The sequence below is a fragment of the Mesorhizobium sp. URHB0026 genome, from assembly GCF_054059755.1.
In genome coordinates this window covers 4,645,372-4,663,223 of record NZ_JBSSCN010000001.1, presented here as the reverse complement: position 1 = coordinate 4,663,223, position 17,852 = coordinate 4,645,372, and the positions used below count along the sequence as shown (strand labels likewise).

Sequence of the window (17,852 nt, the reverse complement as noted above, 5' to 3'; positions counted from 1 at the left end):
CGGAACTTATAATAGGAACGATCCGAAATAGGCTGCCCGTCAATGAAGCTCGTCGATCTTGTTTCGCTCGTCTCGGACATGACCGAGCTTCCGACCGCTACTGTCAATGAGATGGCAAGGGCGCTTCAGAAGGCAGGTCACATTCAAACCGGTAAGCCGGGCCGTTATGGCGGGTCAGAAATGTCCTCAGCCGACGCAGCGGCGCTGGTGATCGCCATCCTCGGAGCGGGCGAGAAACGCGAAGTCACAACTTCGCCTGCCATCGTCGAACGTTCGAAGAAGATGATCCTGACGGCCGAGCGACTTCACGGGTTACCCGAGCACGATCCGACCGGAGCGGTGGAAGGGGACAGCGAGGGAATCAATATGATTTTTCGCAATCTCGAATCGAAGGAAACGATCTTCGATCAGGTGTCGCATCTTCTGACGGTCAGGCCAGAGGTGCCGCGGCCGTTCGATCTGTTGAGCTATCATCTGGCAATATTGAGTCCGATGCAGTTTGGCGTCCTCATCTTCAACATCAGAAACACCGAAATTCCGGGCCAACAGAAATACCTGACGGCATCACGAACTAAGGAACTCCTTTATGAGGATCCGGCAGTGAAGAAGGTTGGGCCCGGAGGAGCCTATGAAGTGAGGAGAACGATTTCAGGGCCATTTTTTGACGCACTGAGGTCCGCTCTGGCTGGGACCGATGCATGAGCAATCGTTCCGCGCCCTTCCGGCAAGCCGATCTCTCCCGCGCCCTCAAAGCATGGCTCGCAGCCGGCCTGGAGGTTGGACGCGCCGAGATCGACCCGTCGACAGGCAGGATCGTTATCCTGCCGCTGCGCAAGGGCCAGGCCGCAGATCCTGAAAACCGCAATGAATGGGACGACGTGCTATGAAGCGGCGCGCGCAAAATCCTTTCCCGGGTGTCACCCGCGTCTACGACCGCCACGGGAAAGCCCGCTGGCGCTTCCGCATGAAGGGCAGGGCGAGCGCCTACATCCCGGGCGATTACGGCTCTGAGGAGTTTCGCACCGCCTACCTACAGGCTGCCAAAGGCGATCCCGCCGATACGTCAATCCGTCACCACGACCACGGCACTTTCGACTGGCTGATCGAGCACTACAAGCGCACGCCTAAATGGAAGAAGCTGGCGGCGATCTCGCAGAAGAACCTGGGCAACGAGTTTGACCGCTTCAGCCGGGAATACGGGACGCGGCGGCTGTCCACCCTTCGGCCGGAACATGTCGAAGGCATCATCGCCAAGAAGGCCGACTCGCCGGCTGCAGCCAACCGGCTGTTGAAGCTTCTGCGACGCCTCTCCCGCTTCGGCATTCGCAAGAGACTTCGCCAAGATGATCCGACGATGGGCGCCGAGCGTTACAAGGAAAACCCGGACGGATTCCATACCTGGACCGAAGACGAGATCCTTCATTTCGAGCAGCATCACGGCATAAGCAGCAAAGCGGTGCTGGCGCTGCGGCTCATCCTCAACACCGGCGCCTCGCGCCAGGACGTCGCCGCTCTTGGGAGGCAGAACGTTCGCGATGGTCGCATCAGCTACCGTCGGCGGAAGACAACCGGTGAGGTCGATCTCCCTATCCTCGACGAACTGATCGAGGTGCTTCTGCCTGTGCCGGCTGACCGTATGCTCTTCCTCACGCACACAGGCGATCGGCCCTACAAGGCGACGACTTTCGGCAACTGGTTTCATGACCAGTGTGTGGATGCCGGCTTGCCGCACTGCGCGTCACATGGCCTGCGCAAAGCTGGCGCAACGCGCCTCGCCAACGCGGGCGCGACCGAATTGGAGATCATGGCGTTTCTCGGCCATCGCACGCCAGATGAGGCGAGAACCTACGTCAAAAAGTTCAACCGCAAGCTCCTCGGCGACACCGGCATGGAGAAGGTTGCGAGGGCGAAAAGTGAACAGGGTTTGTCCAACCGGATTGAAAGGTTGGACATTCATCGCCGCAAGGCATTGAACCAAAAGGGTAATTAAATGAAGGTGGTACGCCCAAGGGGAATCGAACCCCTGTTACCGCCGTGAAAGGGCGGTGTCCTAACCGCTAGACGATGGGCGCGCTCAGACGAAGCGGCTTATACTGGCGTTGCGCGCAACCGGCAACCCGTTAGGTGCCGCCTTGGACAACTTTTTTCCAGCCTGCCAAATCGGCGTTTTCGCGAGGGCGGAAGAGCTTGCGATTTGCGGTGACGTCAGTCGCTCCGGCATCCTCGGGTGTTCGCGACGGAGCTTCGCTCCTGCTCTGCCGGCGGATGACGAAGTCGGCGACTCCGCCGACAGCCTCCAGCCCGCCAAATCGCTGCTAGCCGTCGTCACCGCCGCTGCGCCGGCGGCAGCGCCAGTTCCAGTCGCGCTCGGGGCCGACGTCGACGTGAACCGATTCGGTGTGGCAGTAGGTGCCGACGCCGCCGCGGCCGGGCATGGTCCTGATGTAGCTCGCAAGCTCCCATTTGGAGACGCCGGGCACCTGGATGTCGGCGGCGGCGCAATACATGTGCAGCGAGTTCTTGGCGCCATTGGCGCGACGATTGCGGGCCGGATCGCGATAGCCCGAGGTCACCATCATCTTGCGGCCATAATGGCCTTCGATCGTCTTCAGCACGCGTACAAGGGACGGCTTCAGGCAGGCGACGTCGACGCTCTCATTCTGCTTCAGAAGCCCGTTGGGCGCGAGCCGAGCCATGCCGGCGGCGGACGCAACCTGATATGAGCCGCCGGAGCCTTCGTCCTCGTTGAGGTCGACGTCGCTTTCATCGTCGAGGCCGGATTTGCGCTTTATCTCGAACAGGGCTGTCTGGCGCACGCCGGGCAAGGCGTCGCTGCCGGTGATGTGACCGGTATCGCCGCCGAGTGAAGCCAGTTGCAGTGGCTTCTGCGTGGAATCAGCAGAGGCCAAAGTGATGATCGGTTTTGCCGCGGCAGCAGCGGGCTTGGGCTGCACGGCGGGCTGTTCGCCCGATCGAGTGTTGACCAGCGGAGCAGGTGTCGCCGAAGCCGGGGTGGCGCCAAACATGGAGGCCAGGAAGCCTTTTTTCTTGGGCGTGTCAGCTTGCGGTGCCTCGCCGGCGGTCACGTACACCGGGTTGTTCATCACCGGTGCCGCGGTTGGCGCCGTCGCGGCGGCATCGGCGGCGGCGATCTTCTGGGCGACCGCGTCGGTCCGCTGCGCCGTCTCTATTGGCTGCTGCAAGGACTGCGGCGTCTGTCCCGCGATCGTCTCCGCGCCGGCCGGTATGGTGAGCGGGAAAGTGGGCCCCGGCTTGGCCATCGGTACGTAAGCAACCGTTTCGGGAAGTGCCGTATCGCTTTCGCTCATCACGGTCGTCTGCTCTGTCGCCACCTGTGACGACGAATCGGCGGTGAGAGGCTTGCCCGCGGAGGCGGCGTGAAGGTCCGATGCGGAAGCATTGTAGCCGGGCATTCCAACCGACAGTGTCGGGTCACCAGCCGATGTGCAGGAGGCCAGAAGCATGGAGCAGAGCGCTGCCACAATGGCGCGGCGTTCTCCCTTTGCGAGGCTCCATCCTGCTGATTTCAAAGTCAAATTCCCCCTCGATGTCCGATCGGTATATCCGTGGCGCCGACTGGTATGTCCGCGTCATGGTGACCTTTGTCTCCGATCCGGAAACGAGACCTGTGTCAAATCAGCAAGCCATTAGGTATTTTTGCAGCGATTGCCGAATTGCGGCTGCTTGATGGTTGACGACACCATTTCGCCCGCTTTTGCGGGGGCGTCAACTCACCAGACATTACAGTCCGTTACACACGGACCTTGACATAGGTACCGGGAGCATCGCCCAAGGTTTTCATATGCTTGCCGGGTTTGCGGGCAGGCACACGGATGTTGTCCTTGGTCTCTATCCAGCCTTGCCAGTGCGGCCACCAGGATCCCGGATGGTCGGTGGCGGAGGCTATCCACTGGTCGAAGTCGCCCTTCGGCGGACCGCCGGTCCAGTACTGATATTTGTTGGATGCGGGTGGATTGACGACGCCCGCGATATGCCCCGATCCCGCCATCACGTACTCGACCGGGCCGCCGAAATATTGCGAGCCAATGAAGACGGACAGAGCCGGCGCGATGTGATCTTCCCGGGAGGCGAGATTGTAGACCGGAATGGTGACATCGCCGAGCGAGACCGTGTGGCCCGCCAGTTCCATCGTGCCGCGCGAGAGGTTGTTCTCGAGATAGCAGTTGCGCAGGTAGAAGGAGTGGTTGGCCGCCGCCATGCGGGTCGAATCGGCGTTCCAGTAGAGCAGGTCGAAGGGCAGGGGGTCCTTGCCGCGCATATAGTTGTTGACAACATAGGGCCAAATCAGGTCGCCCGATCGCAGCATGTTGAAGGCGGTCGCCATCTTTGTGCCGTCGAGATAGCCCTTTTCGTTCATCGACTTTTCCACCGCCGCGACCTGTTCCTCGTCGACGAACACTTTCAGATCGCCGGCATGGGTGAAGTCGACCTGCGTGGTGAAGAAGGTCGCCGACTTGATGCGGTCGTCGCCTTCCCCAGCCATCAGCGCCAAAGCCGCCGCCAGCAGCGTGCCGCCGACGCAGTAGCCTATTGCATTGACGTCGCGCTCGCCGGTGGCCTTCTCGATCGTGTCGAGGCCGTATTGCAGGCCTTCCCTGATATAGGCTTCCCAGTTCTTCGCGCCGTGGCGTTCGTCCGGATTGATCCAGGAGATGACGAAAACGGTGTGGCCTTGCTCGATCGCCCAGCGGATGAAGGATTTCTGCGGGTTGAGGTCGAGTATGTAGAACTTATTGATCCAAGGCGGGCAGATCAGCAGCGGGCGCTTCAGCACCGTCTCGGTCGCCGCATCATATTGGATGATCTCGGCGACGTCGCTGCGACCGACCACCTTGCCGGGCGTGGTGGCGATGTTCCTGCCGATCTCGAAGGGTGAATAGTCGGCCTGACGCAGTTTGAGGTCGCCCTTGCCGGCGGCGATGTCCTCGGCCAGCATCTTCATTCCGCGCACCAGGTTTTCGCCGTTGGAGGCGACGGTTTCGCGAAACAGTTCGGGATTGGTCAGGATGAAATTGGACGGCGAGATGGCGTTGGATACCTGCTTGACGTAGAAACTCGCCTTGTGGCGGGTATGCTCGTCCAGGCCTTCGGCATGGTCGACCAGTTCGGACGCCCAGCGCGAGGTGACGAGATAGGCCTGTTTCAAGAAGTCGAAGAAGGCGTTGCGGCCCCATTCCGGGTCCTGGAACCGCTTGTCGCCGCGCTCCGGCTTGACGGCATCGTCGGCGCGCTCGGCATTGGGGCTGACGCGCTGGATGGCACTCGCCCAAACCGTCATGTAGCCGGCGAACAGCCGCGTCTGCGCTTCAAGCGCCCGCTGCGGATCGGCGAGCCAGTATTCGCTGAGCTTGGAGAAGGTCTTGACCATGTCGACGACAGGCTCGGCGACTTGGTCGCGCACCTCACCTTTTTCGCGCGGTTCGGCCCATGCGGAAGCCGCCTTCCCAGCCTGCTCGATCATCCGAGCCATGTTCAGCGCGAAGCGTTCCGGGTCTTTCACCAGATATTGCTCGACCGTCGAAGGTCCGCCATCTTCCGCTTTGCCCGAATCGGGTGTTTTGGACATGGTTCGCGGGGTTCCTCCGGAAGCGTTTTCTTGACATATTAACATGGGACATCCGACAGGGTCCAATCTCGCTCTACCCCGGCTGCCAAGGAAACAATATGACGATTAAGTTTGGCGAGACTGTTTTTTTCTGTGCCGGCCACTTTTGCCGCATCAGCGCGGCCCTCACGCTCCTGGCCGTTGCCGGATGCTCAAGCACGAATACCGGCGGTCCGGTGCCGATGGCCACCGACGCGGGCCCGAAGGACACCGGCACCTTTCCGAACCTGAACATTCCGCCGCAGGTGGCGGCTAAACAATTCACCGAGGCCGAGAAGAATGCCAAGCTCGCCCAGTTGAAGGCCGATGCGAACAGGCAAGGCGCCAAGGGCGGTGGCGCGGCCGTCACCAACCAGGCGGCGCTGACCGATCTCGCCAAGAAGCATGGTCCGCAGACCCTGAAGCAGATCGAAGGCAAATGCGACCCCGCCCTCGACCCTACCTGCAAATGAGTATATAGCGCGCGCCCAACGCTCCCTCGCTGTCTGGAACTGCCATGGAAGAATTTCACAAGGTCCGCCGGCTTCCGCCTTACGTGTTCGAGCAGGTCAACCGGCTCAAGGCGAGCGCCCGTTCGCGGGGCGCCGACATCGTCGACCTCGGCATGGGCAATCCGGACCTGCCGACGCCCAAGGCCATCGTCGACAAATTGTGCGAGGTCGTGCGCGATCCGCGCACGCACCGCTATTCCTCGTCGCGCGGCATTCCCGGTTTGCGCCGCGCCCAGGCAAACTACTATGCCCGCCGCTTCGGCGTGAAGCTCAACCCCGACACCCAGGTGGTGGCCACGCTAGGCTCGAAGGAAGGCTTCGCCAACATGGCGCAGGCGATCACCGCGCCCGGTGACGTGATCCTGTGCCCCAACCCGACCTATCCGATCCATGCCTTCGGCTTCATCATGTCGGGCGGAGTCATCCGCTCGCTGCAAGTCGAGCCCGATGACGGCTTCATTCCGGCGCTCGAGCGCGGCGTCCGCCATTCGATCCCGAAGCCGCTGGCCCTGATCCTCAACTATCCATCGAACCCGACGGCGCTGGTCGCCTCGCTCGATTTCTACAAGGACGTTGTGGCCTTCGCAAAGAAGAACGACATCATTATCCTGTCCGACCTTGCCTATTCCGAAATCTACTTCGACGGCAATCCGCCGCCTTCCGTGCTGCAGGTGCCGGGCGCCATCGACGTCTGCGTCGAGTTCACCTCAATGTCGAAGACCTTCTCAATGCCCGGCTGGCGCATGGGCTTCGCCGTCGGAAACGAACGGCTGATCTCGGCGCTGACACGGGTCAAATCCTATCTCGACTACGGTGCCTTCACGCCGATCCAGGTGGCGGCGGCGCACGCGCTCAATGGCGACGGCGCCGATATCGCCGAGGTGCGTGACATCTATCACAAACGCCGCGACGTGATGGTCGAAGCGTTCGGCCGCGCGGGATGGACCATACCGGCCCCCGCGGCCTCGATGTTCGCCTGGGCGCCGATCCCGGAGCCGTTCCGTCATCTGGGCTCGCTCGAATTCTCCAAGCTGCTCATCGAGCACGCCGATGTGGCGGTGGCGCCCGGTGTCGGCTTCGGCGAGCATGGCGACGATTTCGTGCGCGTAGCGCTGGTCGAGAACGAACACCGGATCCGCCAGGCGGCGCGCAACATCAAGCGCTTCCTCTCGGCCAGCGCCAAGCAGCCCAACAATGTGGTGCCGCTGTCCGCCCACCGGTAATACAAATGCGATCTGATTTGAGGGGCGTCGCCTTCCATGGCTGAAGCACTGCGTGTTGGAATTGCCGGACTTGGCACGGTCGGTGCATCGGTGGCGCGCGTGTTGCGCGACAAGGCGGCGGAACTGACCCGCCAATGCGGGCGCGACATTATCGTGTCGGCGATTTCGGCACGCGACCGGAAACGCGACCGTGGCATCGATTTGAGCTCCGCGAATTGGTTCGACGATCCGGTCAAAATGGCGCAGACCGCCGAGATCGACGTGTTCGTCGAGCTGGTCGGCGGCGATGAGGGGCCGGCGCGCGCCTCGGTGAAGGCCGCGCTCGAAGCCGGCCGCCATGTCGTCACCGCCAACAAGGCACTGCTTGCCAAGCATGGCGTGGCGCTTGCCGAAATCGCCGAGAAGAAGGGCGTGCTGCTCAACTACGAGGCCGCGGTGGCAGGTGGCATCCCGGTCATCAAGACGATGCGCGAGGCGATGGCCGGCAATTCCGTCACCCGCGTCTTCGGCATCCTCAACGGGACCTGCAACTATATCCTGACCCGCATGGAGGCCGAGGGCGTCTCCTTCGACGTCGTGCTGAAGGACGCGCAGCGGCTGGGCTATGCCGAAGCCGACCCAACCTTCGACATCGAGGGCCATGACACCGCGCACAAGCTGTCGATCCTGACTAGCCTTGCCTTCGGCACCAAGATCGCCGCCAACGACATCTACATGGAAGGCATTTCCAACATTACCCAGGCCGACATCCGTGCCGCCGGCGATCTCGGCTACCGGATCAAGCTGCTCGGCGTCGCCCAGCGCACCGAAAGCGGCATCGAGCAGCGTGTGCATCCGACCATGGTGCCGACTGCTTCGGTCATCGCTCAGGTTCATGGTGTCACCAACGCAGTGGCGATCGAGACCGATATTCTGGGCGAGTTGCTGCTCTCGGGCCCCGGCGCCGGCGGCAATGCCACCGCCTCGGCGGTCATCGGCGATATCGCCGACATCGCCAAGAGCCGGCCCGGCTTCCAGCATGGTCCCGTCTTCGGCCGTCCGGCGAAGGAACTGAGACCGTATAAGAAGGCGCAGATGCGCAGCCATGCCGGCGGCTACTTCATCCGGCTGACCGTACATGACCGAATCGGCGTGTTCGCGGCGATCGCCAAGCGCATGGCCGACAACGATATTTCGCTGGAATCGATCGTCCAGCATGCGGTCAGCGGCGAGGCGGCGGCGCAGAAGACGGTAATTCTCGTCACCCACGAGACCACCGAGGCCGCCGTGCGCAAAGCTGTCGACGGCATCACCAAGGACGGCCATCTGACCGACAAGCCACAGGTCATCCGCATCGAGCGGGCAGGGTAGCAGGCAGCCTCGTTGCCGTGGGCAAAACCCCCGGCGGCGTGTCTTGGTTGGGTGAGGGCATCCCACTGCCGCCCGGAACGAATTGGCGTCGGTACCGTTCTCTTGGTCAGCAACCAAGGGAGCCGCTTCATGGCCGATACCAACAAATCCGACACCCCTGACATCGGCGACATCCAGAAGACACTGGAAAAGCAGATCGCCGACCTGCGCAAGGAGATCACCAAGATCAACAAGAGCATTTCGCAGCGCAGCGCGGAGATGCTCGATGATGCCAGTGAGCAAGCATCGGATTTCTACGATACAGCCGCTTCCCGCGCCTCGCGGACAGCGCGGCAGTTGCGCAGCCGGGCTCAATCCGTTTCGGAAGTCGCGCGTGAAAATCCGGGCGCGACCACAGCCGTGCTTGGCGTGATCGGCCTACTCGGCTTTCTGGCCGGGATTGCCGTCGGCCAGTCGATGAACGACACGTCGCGTCGCTGGTACTGATCGTGCTTGTGCCGAGCCGGCCTTGCCGTCTCGTTTCTCCGTTTCAGGCAATCATTCAAGGAGGGCACCATGGGTTTGTCCGTGCTGATCGGCATCCTGATTACATTTCTCGTCATCATTCTCGTTCTCTACCTGGTGCAGCGGCTGCCGCTTGATGCCAGGATGAGGCAGATCGTGCAGGTCATTGTCATCATCATCGGCATTATTTCGCTGCTCAAATACCTCGCGGTTTTCTAGGGCCGCGAAGCACGGCAATTTCTGTTCGGTGCCGGCCCGGTTCATCTCAAACCGGGCCGGCATTGTTTTCAAAGATTCGGTTCAATCGATTGTTATTGCTATGCTTTCGATTAACCACCCAGGCAGGTCTTGCCGTTGTCATGGTCGTTTGACAAAACAAGCACGCCTCTGGCGGGAGGCGGCATCAAACGAGGATTTGCCGAATGAATGTGGCCCAGAACATCGTCGCCGGCCTTGACCGGATACTCACCATGGAACTGGTGCGCGTCACCGAACGGGCCGCGGTCGCGGCCGCCAGGTTGCGCGGCCGCGGCGACGAAAAGGCTGCCGACCAGGTCGCCGTCGATGCCATGCGCGAGGAGCTCAACCGCCTCGCCATCAAGGGCACGGTGGTGATCGGCGAGGGCGAGCGGGACGAGGCGCCGATGCTCTATATCGGCGAGGAGGTCGGGACCGGCAAAGGGCCTGCGGTCGATATCGCGCTTGATCCGCTCGAAGGCACGACGATCTGCGCCAAGAACCTGCCGAACGCGCTCGCCGTGATCGCGATCGCCGAGAAGGGCAGCCTGCTGTTCGCGCCCGACGTCTACATGGACAAGATCGCGGTCGGTCCGGGTTATCCAGAAGGGGTCATCGATATCGACGCCTCGCCGGCCGAAAACGTCGCCAGCCTCGCGCGAGCGAAGGGCGTTGCTGTGACCGACATCACGGCCTGCATTCTCGACCGTCCGCGCCACGCCAAGCTGATTGATGCCGTGCGGGCCACGGGCGCCGCGATCCGGCTGATCGGCGACGGCGACGTCGCCGGCGTCATCCACAACCACGGACGCGGAAGAAACCGGCATCGATATCTATCTCGGCACCGGCGGCGCGCCGGAAGGTGTGCTGGCCGCCGCGGCGTTGCGCTGCACCGGCGGCCAGATGCAAGGCAGGCTGATCCTCGATACGCCGGAAAAGGTCGCACGTGCCGCAAAGATGGGCATTTCCAATCCGAAGCGGATCTATCAAGCGGAAGACATGGCGCGCGGCGACGTGCTGTTCGCGGCCACCGGTGTCACCGATGGCAATATGCTGGCCGGCGTCAAGTTTGGCCGCACATACATCACCACCCACACGATCGTGCTGCGATCGTCATCGCGGACCGTGCGCGAGATCAAGGCCAGGCACCAGGATCTGGATAAGTTCTAGGTTCCATCCTGTTGTCGGCCTCAGTGCTTGCGAACCGGCATCGCAGCCGTTAGCCCTGTGGCTGCATCGGATGATGCTGGCCGCAGGGATTTGACGATGAAGCCGTTCGACTGGCACGGGGATACGATCTCGCGCGTCACCGCCATCACGAAATCCTACCGCAACACCCAGAACGTGCGCCGCTTTTTCACCCATGAATGCGGTAATGCTTTCAGGTTCGACCGACCGTTTATGGCCTGGCTCAAGGACGGTTCGGAGAAGACGATGGGGGATGCGGTAGACGAATGGCTTCGGCGCCAAGCTCAAAAGCGGAAAGCGTAATTTCGTGATCTCTTCCCGCACGGCGTGTCACCGCGAACTTGGCTTTGGCGGCCTTTGGCTTATCCTGCCGCCAACCATGAGTTGGCAAAGCGCATGATGGGCGAAAGGCGCCTTTTCCTCGATGTCAGGCAGTCGGCAACCGGTCTCTCCTGGGAGCACCGGCTGACCGAACGGCAGGACATGATCGCGCTTGCCATCGCACAGGGTCATGGCGTGCCCGACATCGTCGCGCGCGTTCTTGCCGGACGCGGCGTGGCCGTCGAGGAGACGGAGCGGTTTCTGGACCCGACGATCCGCGACCTGTTGCCGAACCCGGCCTCGCTGACCGACATGGACAAGGCCGCCATCCGCATCGCCGCCGCCGTCATGGCGCGGGAGAAAATTGCGATCTTCGGCGATTACGACGTCGATGGCGCGGCCTCGTCGGCCTTGCTGAAGCGGTTTCTCACGCATTTCTCGGTGCCGTCGGAAATCTATATCCCGGATCGTATTTTCGAGGGCTACGGTCCCAATCCCGATGCCATGCGCGAACTGGTATCTCGCGGCGCGACGCTGATCGTCACAGTCGATTGCGGCACCAACAGCGCCATTTCGATCGACGCGGCCAATGCCGCCGGTGCCGATGTCGTGGTGCTCGACCACCACCAGGTCGGCGGCGTCTTGCCCGCGGCAATTGCCGTCGTCAATCCAAACCGCGACGACGACCTTTCCGGACAGGGCCATCTCTGTGCCGCCGGTGTCGTGTTCCTCGCCTTGGTACAGACTGCAAAGGTGCTGCGTGGCCTGAGCGATGTCACGCCGCCCGACCTGCTTTCCCTGCTCGATCTCGTGGCGCTTGCCACCGTCTGCGACGTGGTGCCGCTCACGGGCGTCAATCGCGCCTTCGTTGTCAAGGGTTTGCAGGTGGCGCGACAGCAGAAGAATGAAGGAATGGCCGCGCTGGCAAGGGTGTCACGCGTTGGCGAGCCGATCAGCACCTTCCATCTCGCCTACCTGATCGGTCCCCGCATCAATGCGGGCGGGCGCATCGGCGATGCAGCACTCGGCAGCCGGCTGCTTGCAACGGACGATCCGGTCGAGGCGCAGACCATCGCCGAGACGCTCGACCGGCTGAACCAGGAGCGGCAGCTGATGGAGCAGGAGATGCTCGCCGCCGCGCGCGCCGAGGCCGATGCCGAACTCGCGGGCGGCAGCGGCCCTGCGATCGTCGTCACCGCCAGCAACAGTTGGCACCCCGGCATCGTGGGCCTGCTTGCCTCACGGCTGAAGGATCACGCACGGCGGCCGGCATTCGCTATCGCTTTCAACGCCAACGGCACCGGCACGGGCTCCGGTCGTTCCGTGTCGGGTTTCGACCTTGGCCGGCTGGTGCGCGAAGCTGCCAATGCCGGGCTCATCGTCAAGGGCGGCGGCCATGGCATGGCTGCCGGCATCACCGTCGAGCGGGCAAGACTGGGTGAGCTCAGGGCCTTCTTCGAGGAGCGGGCGGCCGCCGACGTTTTCAGATTGCAGGATGAGGAAAGCCTGGCGATAGACGGCGCGCTTGCCGCCGAAGGCGCGACGCTCGGCCTGCTCGATGCCCTGGAAAAGGCGGGCCCCTTCGGGGCCGGGCATGTCGCGCCGGTTTTCGCGCTGCCACGCCATCGGCTGGCCGATATCAGGCCGGTCGGCACCAGCCATATTCGCGCCGATTTACAGTCGGAGAGCGGCGGCCGCATCCAGGCGATCGCCTTTCGCGCCGTCGATACAGTGCTCGGCGAGTTCCTGTTCAAGAACCGCGGCAAGACGGTGCATGTCGCCGGCTCGCTGTCGGGCAATTACTGGAACGGCAACCGTACGGTGCAGTTTCGCATCATCGATGCCGCGCGGGCGTAGGTGCGTGCCGGAAACCTGGGCAATTCAGCAACCTGGGCAATTCAGCCGGCCGGCGCATAACGCAACAGCGTCACGCCCTGGGGGAGACTTTGGGTGCCGACCGGGGTCAGCGCCAGCGACAGGCCGGATTGAAAATACGGTTTGCCGCCACCCAGCACCACGGGATGCATGTAGAGCCGGTATTCGTCGATGAGGCCGGCTCGTGCCAGAGAGGCGGCAAGATCGGCGCCGCCAAGGATGACGAGGCCGTCGGTCCGCGCCTTGAGAGATCGTACCGCATCCTGCGCATCGCCATCCACCAGCCGGGCATTGAGCCCGACTTGCCGAAGCGTGGTCGAGAAGACGATCTTCGGCGTTTCGCGCCATGCATGGGCAAAATCCCGCTCGACCTGGGTGGCGCCGGTCTCGCGTTCAGGGCTGTCCCAGAAGCGCATGGTTCCGTAAATGCGCCGTCCGGCGAGCACGGCGGAGGCCTGTCTCATCATGTCGTTGAAATGCTGGTGCAGTTCCGCCTCGGGCACCGGCAAGCCGCTGTCATCGTTCGATCGGGCGATATAGCCGTCCAACGACGTCAGCATGGAATAGACAATCCTGGCCATCGGCACCTCCGCCTCGATCGACGCAGATCATCATAACCAATTGCGTTTTGCAATCAGTTTGTCCTGAGGCCAAATACAGGAAACGGTCTAGGCGAGAACCGTCTGCAGCCGCGTCAGTTCGCCGATCTGCGCCATCGTCGCTTGGTAGCCGAGCTGGATCGCCTCATCGGCCCGGTGAAATTCGGTGAGACCGATATGGCTGAGCTTGGGTTGCAGCGACATGTCGGGCGGATCGCCGGCAAGTCTCGCCCGCGAAATACGGTCCTGGATGATGTTGAAGGCTTCGACCATCACGCCGGTGATGCCCAGACGCGTCTGGTGCGATTGGTGTTGAGCGTCGACCTGGCCGGGCCTTGGCGCATCCTTTTCGATAACCAGCTCGCCGGCGCTGTGCTTGATCACGGCGGCGCGGCCGAACAGGTCGTAGTGGAGGTTGACCGCCACGACGAGCGGCTGCTCGTAGGCGCGGCAGACCGAAACGGGCACCGGGTTGACCAGCGCTCCGTCGACCAGCACGCGGCCGTTGCAATCGACAGGCTCGAACACGCCAGGCAGCGCGTAGGACGCGCGCATGGCGGTGATCAGCGAACCGCTCGACAGCCAGATCTCGTGGCCGGTACGGATTTCCGATGCAACGCAGACAAATGGCTTGGGCAGATCGTCGAAGCGGATGCCGGCCACGTGCTCGCGCAGGCGCGCGTCCAGCTTCATGCCGCCGAAGAGGCCGCTGCCGCGCAGGTTGAGATCGAGCAGGCCGAAGATGCGTCGTCTGGTGAGGCTGCGGGCGAACTCTTCCAGCTCATCCAGTTTGCCGGCGAGGTAACAGCCTCCGACCAGGGCGCCGATCGAGGTGCCGGCGATCATCGAGACTTCGATGCCGGCTTCATCGAGCGCGCGCAGTACGCCGATATGAGCCCAGCCTCTGGCGCAACCGCCACCGAGCGCGAGCGAGATGCCTGTTTTCTTGGGGGAGGTTGTTTCGGATGCGCCGCCTGCCGAGGACAGGCCATTGGCCTCCCTGACATCTGGTCTGTTACGCAATGACGCCCATTCGAGCATCATGATCTCCCTTGTCCCAGGCTAGTATACGGACGGGCTGTATCGAAATGATGAATCTATGTGGTCGGTCTCAGGCAGAAGGTTCAAATTGATGGCTTTCGATACGTGTTTTCCGCATCGAACAGCGGCCTGCTGCCGTCGTCGGCAAGCGTCCCCTTGCCGTCGATCAGCCCCACCGTCCGATAAAAGCATGAACGCCGGCCGGTGTGACAGGTTGCGTCGTGGCCCAACACTTTCACGCGAAGCCACACCGCATCCTGGTCACAATCCGTGAGCATCTCGACGACATGTTGGAAATTGCCCGAGGTTTCGCCCTTCTTCCAGAGCGTGTTGCGCGAGCGCGACCAGTAGTGGGCAATGCCTGTTTCAAGCGTCAGAGCCAGCGCCTGTGCATTCATGTGAGCGACCATCAGCAGCATGCCGTCGGCGGCATCGGTCACGACGACGGTGACAAGACCGGCGGGATCGAAGCGCGGCGAAAACACCGCGCCTTCCTCCAGGGCCTTCTTGTCCGAGGGAGCTTCCGGAAATTCCAGTGCCGACATTGCCGGTCTATCTTCCTGTTGACCGCGACGTCGGCAAGGGGCTTACGCCCTGCCGCCGCGCACCATGGTGACAAAGCGAACCTGCTCTTCAGGCGTATCCTTGAAGACGCCTGTGAAGGTGGAGGTCAGCGTGGTGGAACCTTGCTTGCGGATGCCGCGCATGGCCATGCACATGTGCTCGGCCTCGATCATGACGGCGACGCCGCGCGGGTTGAGGACGTCCTGGATTACGCCGGCAATCTGGGCGGTCAGGGCTTCCTGCGTCTGCAGCCGATGGGCAAATATATCGACGACGCGCGCGATCTTGGACAGGCCGACGACCTTGCCGTCGGGCAGATAGCCGACATGCGCCTTGCCGATGATCGGCACCATGTGATGTTCGCAATGCGAATGGAACTGGATGTCCTTGACGATGACCAGGTCATCGTAGCCGGCGACCTCCTCGAAAGTACGGCCAAGCTCCTCGGCAGGGCACATGTCGTAGCCGCCGAACATCTCGCGATAGGCCTTGGCCACGCGCTTGGGCGTGTCGATCAAACCCTCGCGATCCGGATTGTCGCCGGTCCAGCGCAGCAAGGTGCGCACGGCGGCCTCGACTTCCGCCTCGCTCGGGCGGTCGGTGACCGGCTTTTCCATGTAGGCGGACTGGGGCATGAGTTTCTTGATGACGGCATCCATAAAAGGCGTCTCCCGTAGTTCCTCTCAGAGGAGGAACGAGTTGAACGGACCACGACCTTTCGGTGTCGGAAACTCGCCCCGTTTCCAGCCCCGTAAGCGGCGTGAACTTCCCGGCAAGGACAGTGGCGTTCGCCGCCTTGTCGATACCGGACTGCCAGCATTATATATGGTCGTGCCGAGCGAATGAAAGACGCAGCAACGGCAATCGCTGTTCGCTTGGCGGCGACGGATTGGAAAATAATGATCAACGACGTCTACAACGCGAAAATTCTCGGTTTTGCCGGAAATATCGCCCGCATCGGCCGGCTCGATCATCCCGACGCGACCGCGAAGGCGCATTCCAAGCTGTGCGGGTCGACCGTTACCGTCGACCTCAAGATGGAGGACGGTGTGGTCACCGACTTCGCCCACGACGTGAAGGCCTGCGCGCTCGGCCAGGCATCGTCCTCGATCATGGCGCAACATGTAGTCGGCGCCAGTGCCGAGGAATTGCGCGCGGTGCGCCAGACCATGCTGAAGATGCTGAAGGAGAACGGCGCGCCGCCGGAAGGCCGCTTCGCCGACCTCGGCTATCTGGAGCCGGTGCGCGACTACAAGGCGCGCCATGCGTCGACCATGCTGACCTTCGACGCCGTGGTCGACGCCATCGGCCAGATCGAGAAGAAGCGCGCCGGCGAAGCGGCCTGAAGTGGGCTTCGACCTTACGACGAGCGGGTCCCGCCAGAGCGGTCGTTCATGCCATAGCCTGGTTGCCGAAGCCGCCATTCGGGCGATCACGCGTTGCGCGCCGTTTCCCGAACCTGGCATACCGGGGCGCCGGTATGATTTGTGACGCGACATCGTCGTCACATTCAAACCAGCAGTCGACCCGGCGGCGGGAGATCCGTCCATGGATATCAACGACCTCGATAAGCTTTTCGGAAAATACAAGAAGGTAACGTATCCGGGTTCGTCCAGCGCACGGCTCAGGCCGGAGCTTTCAGCGTTCGCCTGCTTTCGATGAATTCGCTTCTTAGCCAGTTGGCGAAGGCCGCTGCCGGTTCCGAGAGACCGTGCAAACTCCTGGCCACCAGCCAATAGGCCCCGGATGCGACATCGATGTCGAACGGTTTGACCAGTGCCCCGGTCTCCAATTCTTCTCCAATCTGCAGGAGATCGCCCAGCGCCACGCCGTGGCCGAGCAGCGCGGCCTGCTTGGAGAGTGAGGCGTCCGCAAGCATCGGCCCGCGCGTGGGCATGGCGGTGGCAGGTACGCCCGCCGCTTCGAACCAGCGCGCCCAACCCTGGCGATTTTCCTCGTGCAAAAGCGTGAAGCGAGCAAGATCGGCCGGCTTCTCGAGGGCTGGGCCCGATGAAAGCAGCGCCGGCGACAGAACTGGTGAATCAACTGTCGAGGCCAGCCGCTCGGCTTCGCTGCGGGGCCATGACGTCGCGTTCGAGCTGAAACGTAAGGCAAGTTCGGGTTGGTCGCTGCGGAACTCGATCAGCCTTGGGTCCACTTCGAGGGAGACGTCGATATCGGGCCGCAACTGGCGAAACCGGTTGAGCCGGGGCACCAGCCAGACGGCTGCAATCGACGGCTCGACGCTGACACGAACCACGGCCTGCGCGGGGACCGCGACCAGTTCCGAGAGCAGTTTGTCGATATCGTCAAAACTTCTGACCAGTTGAGCAAGCAGCCGACGGCCTGCGTCCGTCAGTTCGACGCGGCGATGGTGCCGGTCGAAAAGCGGTTGGCACAGGAAGGTTTCGAGTTCGCGGATCTGCCGGCTGATCGCCGCCTGGGAGACGAAAAGCTCCTCGGCGGCCTTGCTGAAGCTCAAATGCCGCCCCGCCGCCTCGAAGCTCCTCAACGCCGTAAGGGGCAAGCGTCCACGCTTCATTTCGCATAACCCAGGATTATCCGAAATGGAAATTATACTCGTTTGAAGGGGAGCGCCAGCGGCAGTCTAATCTCGTCAAAGGAGATGCCGCCATGATTCAGTTGCTGGAGATCCTTGGCGACGTCATACGGATCGCTACGTTCCAATGGCGCGACGAAAGATGCGCTACAAGGCATCACGAAGAGTGGTCTCATCCTGGCCAGTGGGCGCCGCCAGCCGGCCGGCGGCCATTTCGCCGTTCCCGCCCGTGACCGCACGGCGATCGGGATT

At 62.4% G+C, this 17,852-nt stretch carries 18 protein-coding genes, 1 tRNA gene and 1 pseudogene; 12 read left to right on the top strand and 8 right to left on the bottom strand.

From position 1 onward, the window contains the following. Positions 1 to 42: 42 nt before the first annotated feature. The 3 genes from ACVWWD_RS22940 to ACVWWD_RS22930 are packed head-to-tail and all read left to right on the top strand — an operon-like array spanning position 43 to position 1,990. Positions 43 to 702 carry a hypothetical protein gene (locus ACVWWD_RS22940; RefSeq protein ID WP_457103404.1) on the top strand — a complete coding sequence of 220 codons (660 nt, stop codon included), beginning with the start codon at positions 43 to 45 and terminating at the stop codon, positions 700 to 702. Then, positions 699 to 887, top strand: coding sequence for a hypothetical protein (locus ACVWWD_RS22935; protein WP_457103403.1), 189 nt, complete (start codon positions 699 to 701; stop codon positions 885 to 887). The genes ACVWWD_RS22940 and ACVWWD_RS22935 overlap by 4 nt, the downstream gene beginning before the upstream one ends. Further along, positions 884 to 1,990, top strand: a complete 1,107-nt coding sequence (locus ACVWWD_RS22930) for a tyrosine-type recombinase/integrase (protein ID WP_457103402.1) — start codon at positions 884 to 886, stop codon at positions 1,988 to 1,990. Before ACVWWD_RS22935 ends, ACVWWD_RS22930 begins: the two co-directional genes overlap by 4 nt. Before the next feature lie 7 nt (positions 1,991 to 1,997). On the opposite strand, the gene ACVWWD_RS22925 is transcribed toward ACVWWD_RS22930, so the two are convergent. The 3 genes from ACVWWD_RS22925 to phaC all read right to left on the bottom strand — a co-directional run bounded on the left by ACVWWD_RS22925 (position 1,998) and on the right by phaC (position 5,608). Continuing rightward, a tRNA-Glu gene (locus ACVWWD_RS22925) sits at positions 1,998 to 2,072 on the bottom strand. A gap of 243 nt (positions 2,073 to 2,315) precedes the next feature. Next, positions 2,316 to 3,557 carry a YcbK family protein gene (locus tag ACVWWD_RS22920; protein WP_352549746.1) on the bottom strand — a complete coding sequence of 414 codons (1,242 nt, stop codon included), beginning with the start codon at positions 3,555 to 3,557 and terminating at the stop codon, positions 2,316 to 2,318. A gap of 215 nt (positions 3,558 to 3,772) precedes the next feature. Beyond that, a complete protein-coding gene (phaC, locus tag ACVWWD_RS22915; RefSeq protein ID WP_352549748.1) occupies positions 3,773 to 5,608 on the bottom strand; it encodes a class I poly(R)-hydroxyalkanoic acid synthase in 1,836 nt (611 codons plus the stop codon). A 221-nt stretch (positions 5,609 to 5,829) separates the two neighbouring features. On the opposite strand from phaC, the gene ACVWWD_RS22910 reads away from it, so the two are divergent. From ACVWWD_RS22910 to recJ, 8 genes and pseudogenes are all read left to right on the top strand, one after another. Continuing rightward, on the top strand, positions 5,830 to 6,099 hold the full coding sequence (locus ACVWWD_RS22910) for a hypothetical protein (RefSeq protein ID WP_457103401.1): 270 nt from the start codon (positions 5,830 to 5,832) through the stop codon (positions 6,097 to 6,099). Positions 6,100 to 6,143: 44 nt separating this feature from the next. Next, positions 6,144 to 7,361: an LL-diaminopimelate aminotransferase gene (locus tag ACVWWD_RS22905; protein WP_023770001.1), complete on the top strand. Its 1,218-nt coding sequence runs from the start codon at positions 6,144 to 6,146 to the stop codon at positions 7,359 to 7,361. Between the two features lie 36 nt (positions 7,362 to 7,397). Next, entirely contained in the window at positions 7,398 to 8,711 is a 1,314-nt protein-coding gene (locus tag ACVWWD_RS22900) for a homoserine dehydrogenase (RefSeq protein WP_023791516.1), read from the top strand. A gap of 129 nt (positions 8,712 to 8,840) precedes the next feature. Then, entirely contained in the window at positions 8,841 to 9,197 is a 357-nt protein-coding gene (locus tag ACVWWD_RS22895) for a hypothetical protein (RefSeq protein WP_352549752.1), read from the top strand. Between the two features lie 69 nt (positions 9,198 to 9,266). Continuing rightward, positions 9,267 to 9,434 (top strand): Thivi_2564 family membrane protein, encoded by a 168-nt coding sequence (locus ACVWWD_RS22890; RefSeq protein WP_023770004.1) that lies wholly within the window; start codon positions 9,267 to 9,269, stop codon positions 9,432 to 9,434. Positions 9,435 to 9,637: 203 nt separating this feature from the next. Continuing rightward, positions 9,638 to 10,622 (top strand): annotated as a pseudogene (glpX, locus tag ACVWWD_RS22885) (class II fructose-bisphosphatase). A gap of 96 nt (positions 10,623 to 10,718) precedes the next feature. Next, the gene (locus tag ACVWWD_RS22880) at positions 10,719 to 10,943 is read left to right on the top strand and encodes a DUF6434 domain-containing protein (protein ID WP_457103400.1); all 225 of its coding nucleotides are present in this window, start codon (positions 10,719 to 10,721) and stop codon (positions 10,941 to 10,943) included. Between the two features lie 93 nt (positions 10,944 to 11,036). Next, positions 11,037 to 12,818, top strand: a complete 1,782-nt coding sequence (gene recJ / locus ACVWWD_RS22875; protein WP_023791511.1) for a single-stranded-DNA-specific exonuclease RecJ — start codon at positions 11,037 to 11,039, stop codon at positions 12,816 to 12,818. Positions 12,819 to 12,859: 41 nt separating this feature from the next. On the opposite strand, the gene ACVWWD_RS22870 is transcribed toward recJ, so the two are convergent. The 4 genes from ACVWWD_RS22870 to folE all read right to left on the bottom strand — a co-directional run bounded on the left by ACVWWD_RS22870 (position 12,860) and on the right by folE (position 15,699). Continuing rightward, positions 12,860 to 13,417, bottom strand: coding sequence for a dihydrofolate reductase family protein (locus ACVWWD_RS22870; protein ID WP_023770008.1), 558 nt, complete (start codon positions 13,415 to 13,417; stop codon positions 12,860 to 12,862). An 87-nt stretch (positions 13,418 to 13,504) separates the two neighbouring features. After that, positions 13,505 to 14,479, bottom strand: a complete 975-nt coding sequence (locus ACVWWD_RS22865; protein ID WP_411908811.1) for a patatin family protein — start codon at positions 14,477 to 14,479, stop codon at positions 13,505 to 13,507. Positions 14,480 to 14,559: 80 nt separating this feature from the next. Continuing rightward, complete coding sequence (gene hisI, locus ACVWWD_RS22860; RefSeq protein ID WP_023770009.1) at positions 14,560 to 15,021, bottom strand: phosphoribosyl-AMP cyclohydrolase; 462 nt, start codon at positions 15,019 to 15,021, stop codon at positions 14,560 to 14,562. A 42-nt stretch (positions 15,022 to 15,063) separates the two neighbouring features. Further along, positions 15,064 to 15,699 (bottom strand): GTP cyclohydrolase I FolE, encoded by a 636-nt coding sequence (gene folE, locus ACVWWD_RS22855; RefSeq protein WP_023770010.1) that lies wholly within the window; start codon positions 15,697 to 15,699, stop codon positions 15,064 to 15,066. Positions 15,700 to 15,939: 240 nt separating this feature from the next. Here folE and ACVWWD_RS22850 point away from each other — a divergent pair, with 240 nt between their 5' ends. Beyond that, entirely contained in the window at positions 15,940 to 16,386 is a 447-nt protein-coding gene (locus ACVWWD_RS22850) for an iron-sulfur cluster assembly scaffold protein (protein WP_023770011.1), read from the top strand. Between the two features lie 278 nt (positions 16,387 to 16,664). On the opposite strand, the gene ACVWWD_RS22845 is transcribed toward ACVWWD_RS22850, so the two are convergent. Continuing rightward, positions 16,665 to 17,582 carry a LysR substrate-binding domain-containing protein gene (locus ACVWWD_RS22845; RefSeq protein WP_352549762.1) on the bottom strand — a complete coding sequence of 306 codons (918 nt, stop codon included), beginning with the start codon at positions 17,580 to 17,582 and terminating at the stop codon, positions 16,665 to 16,667. Positions 17,583 to 17,852 lie beyond the last annotated feature (270 nt).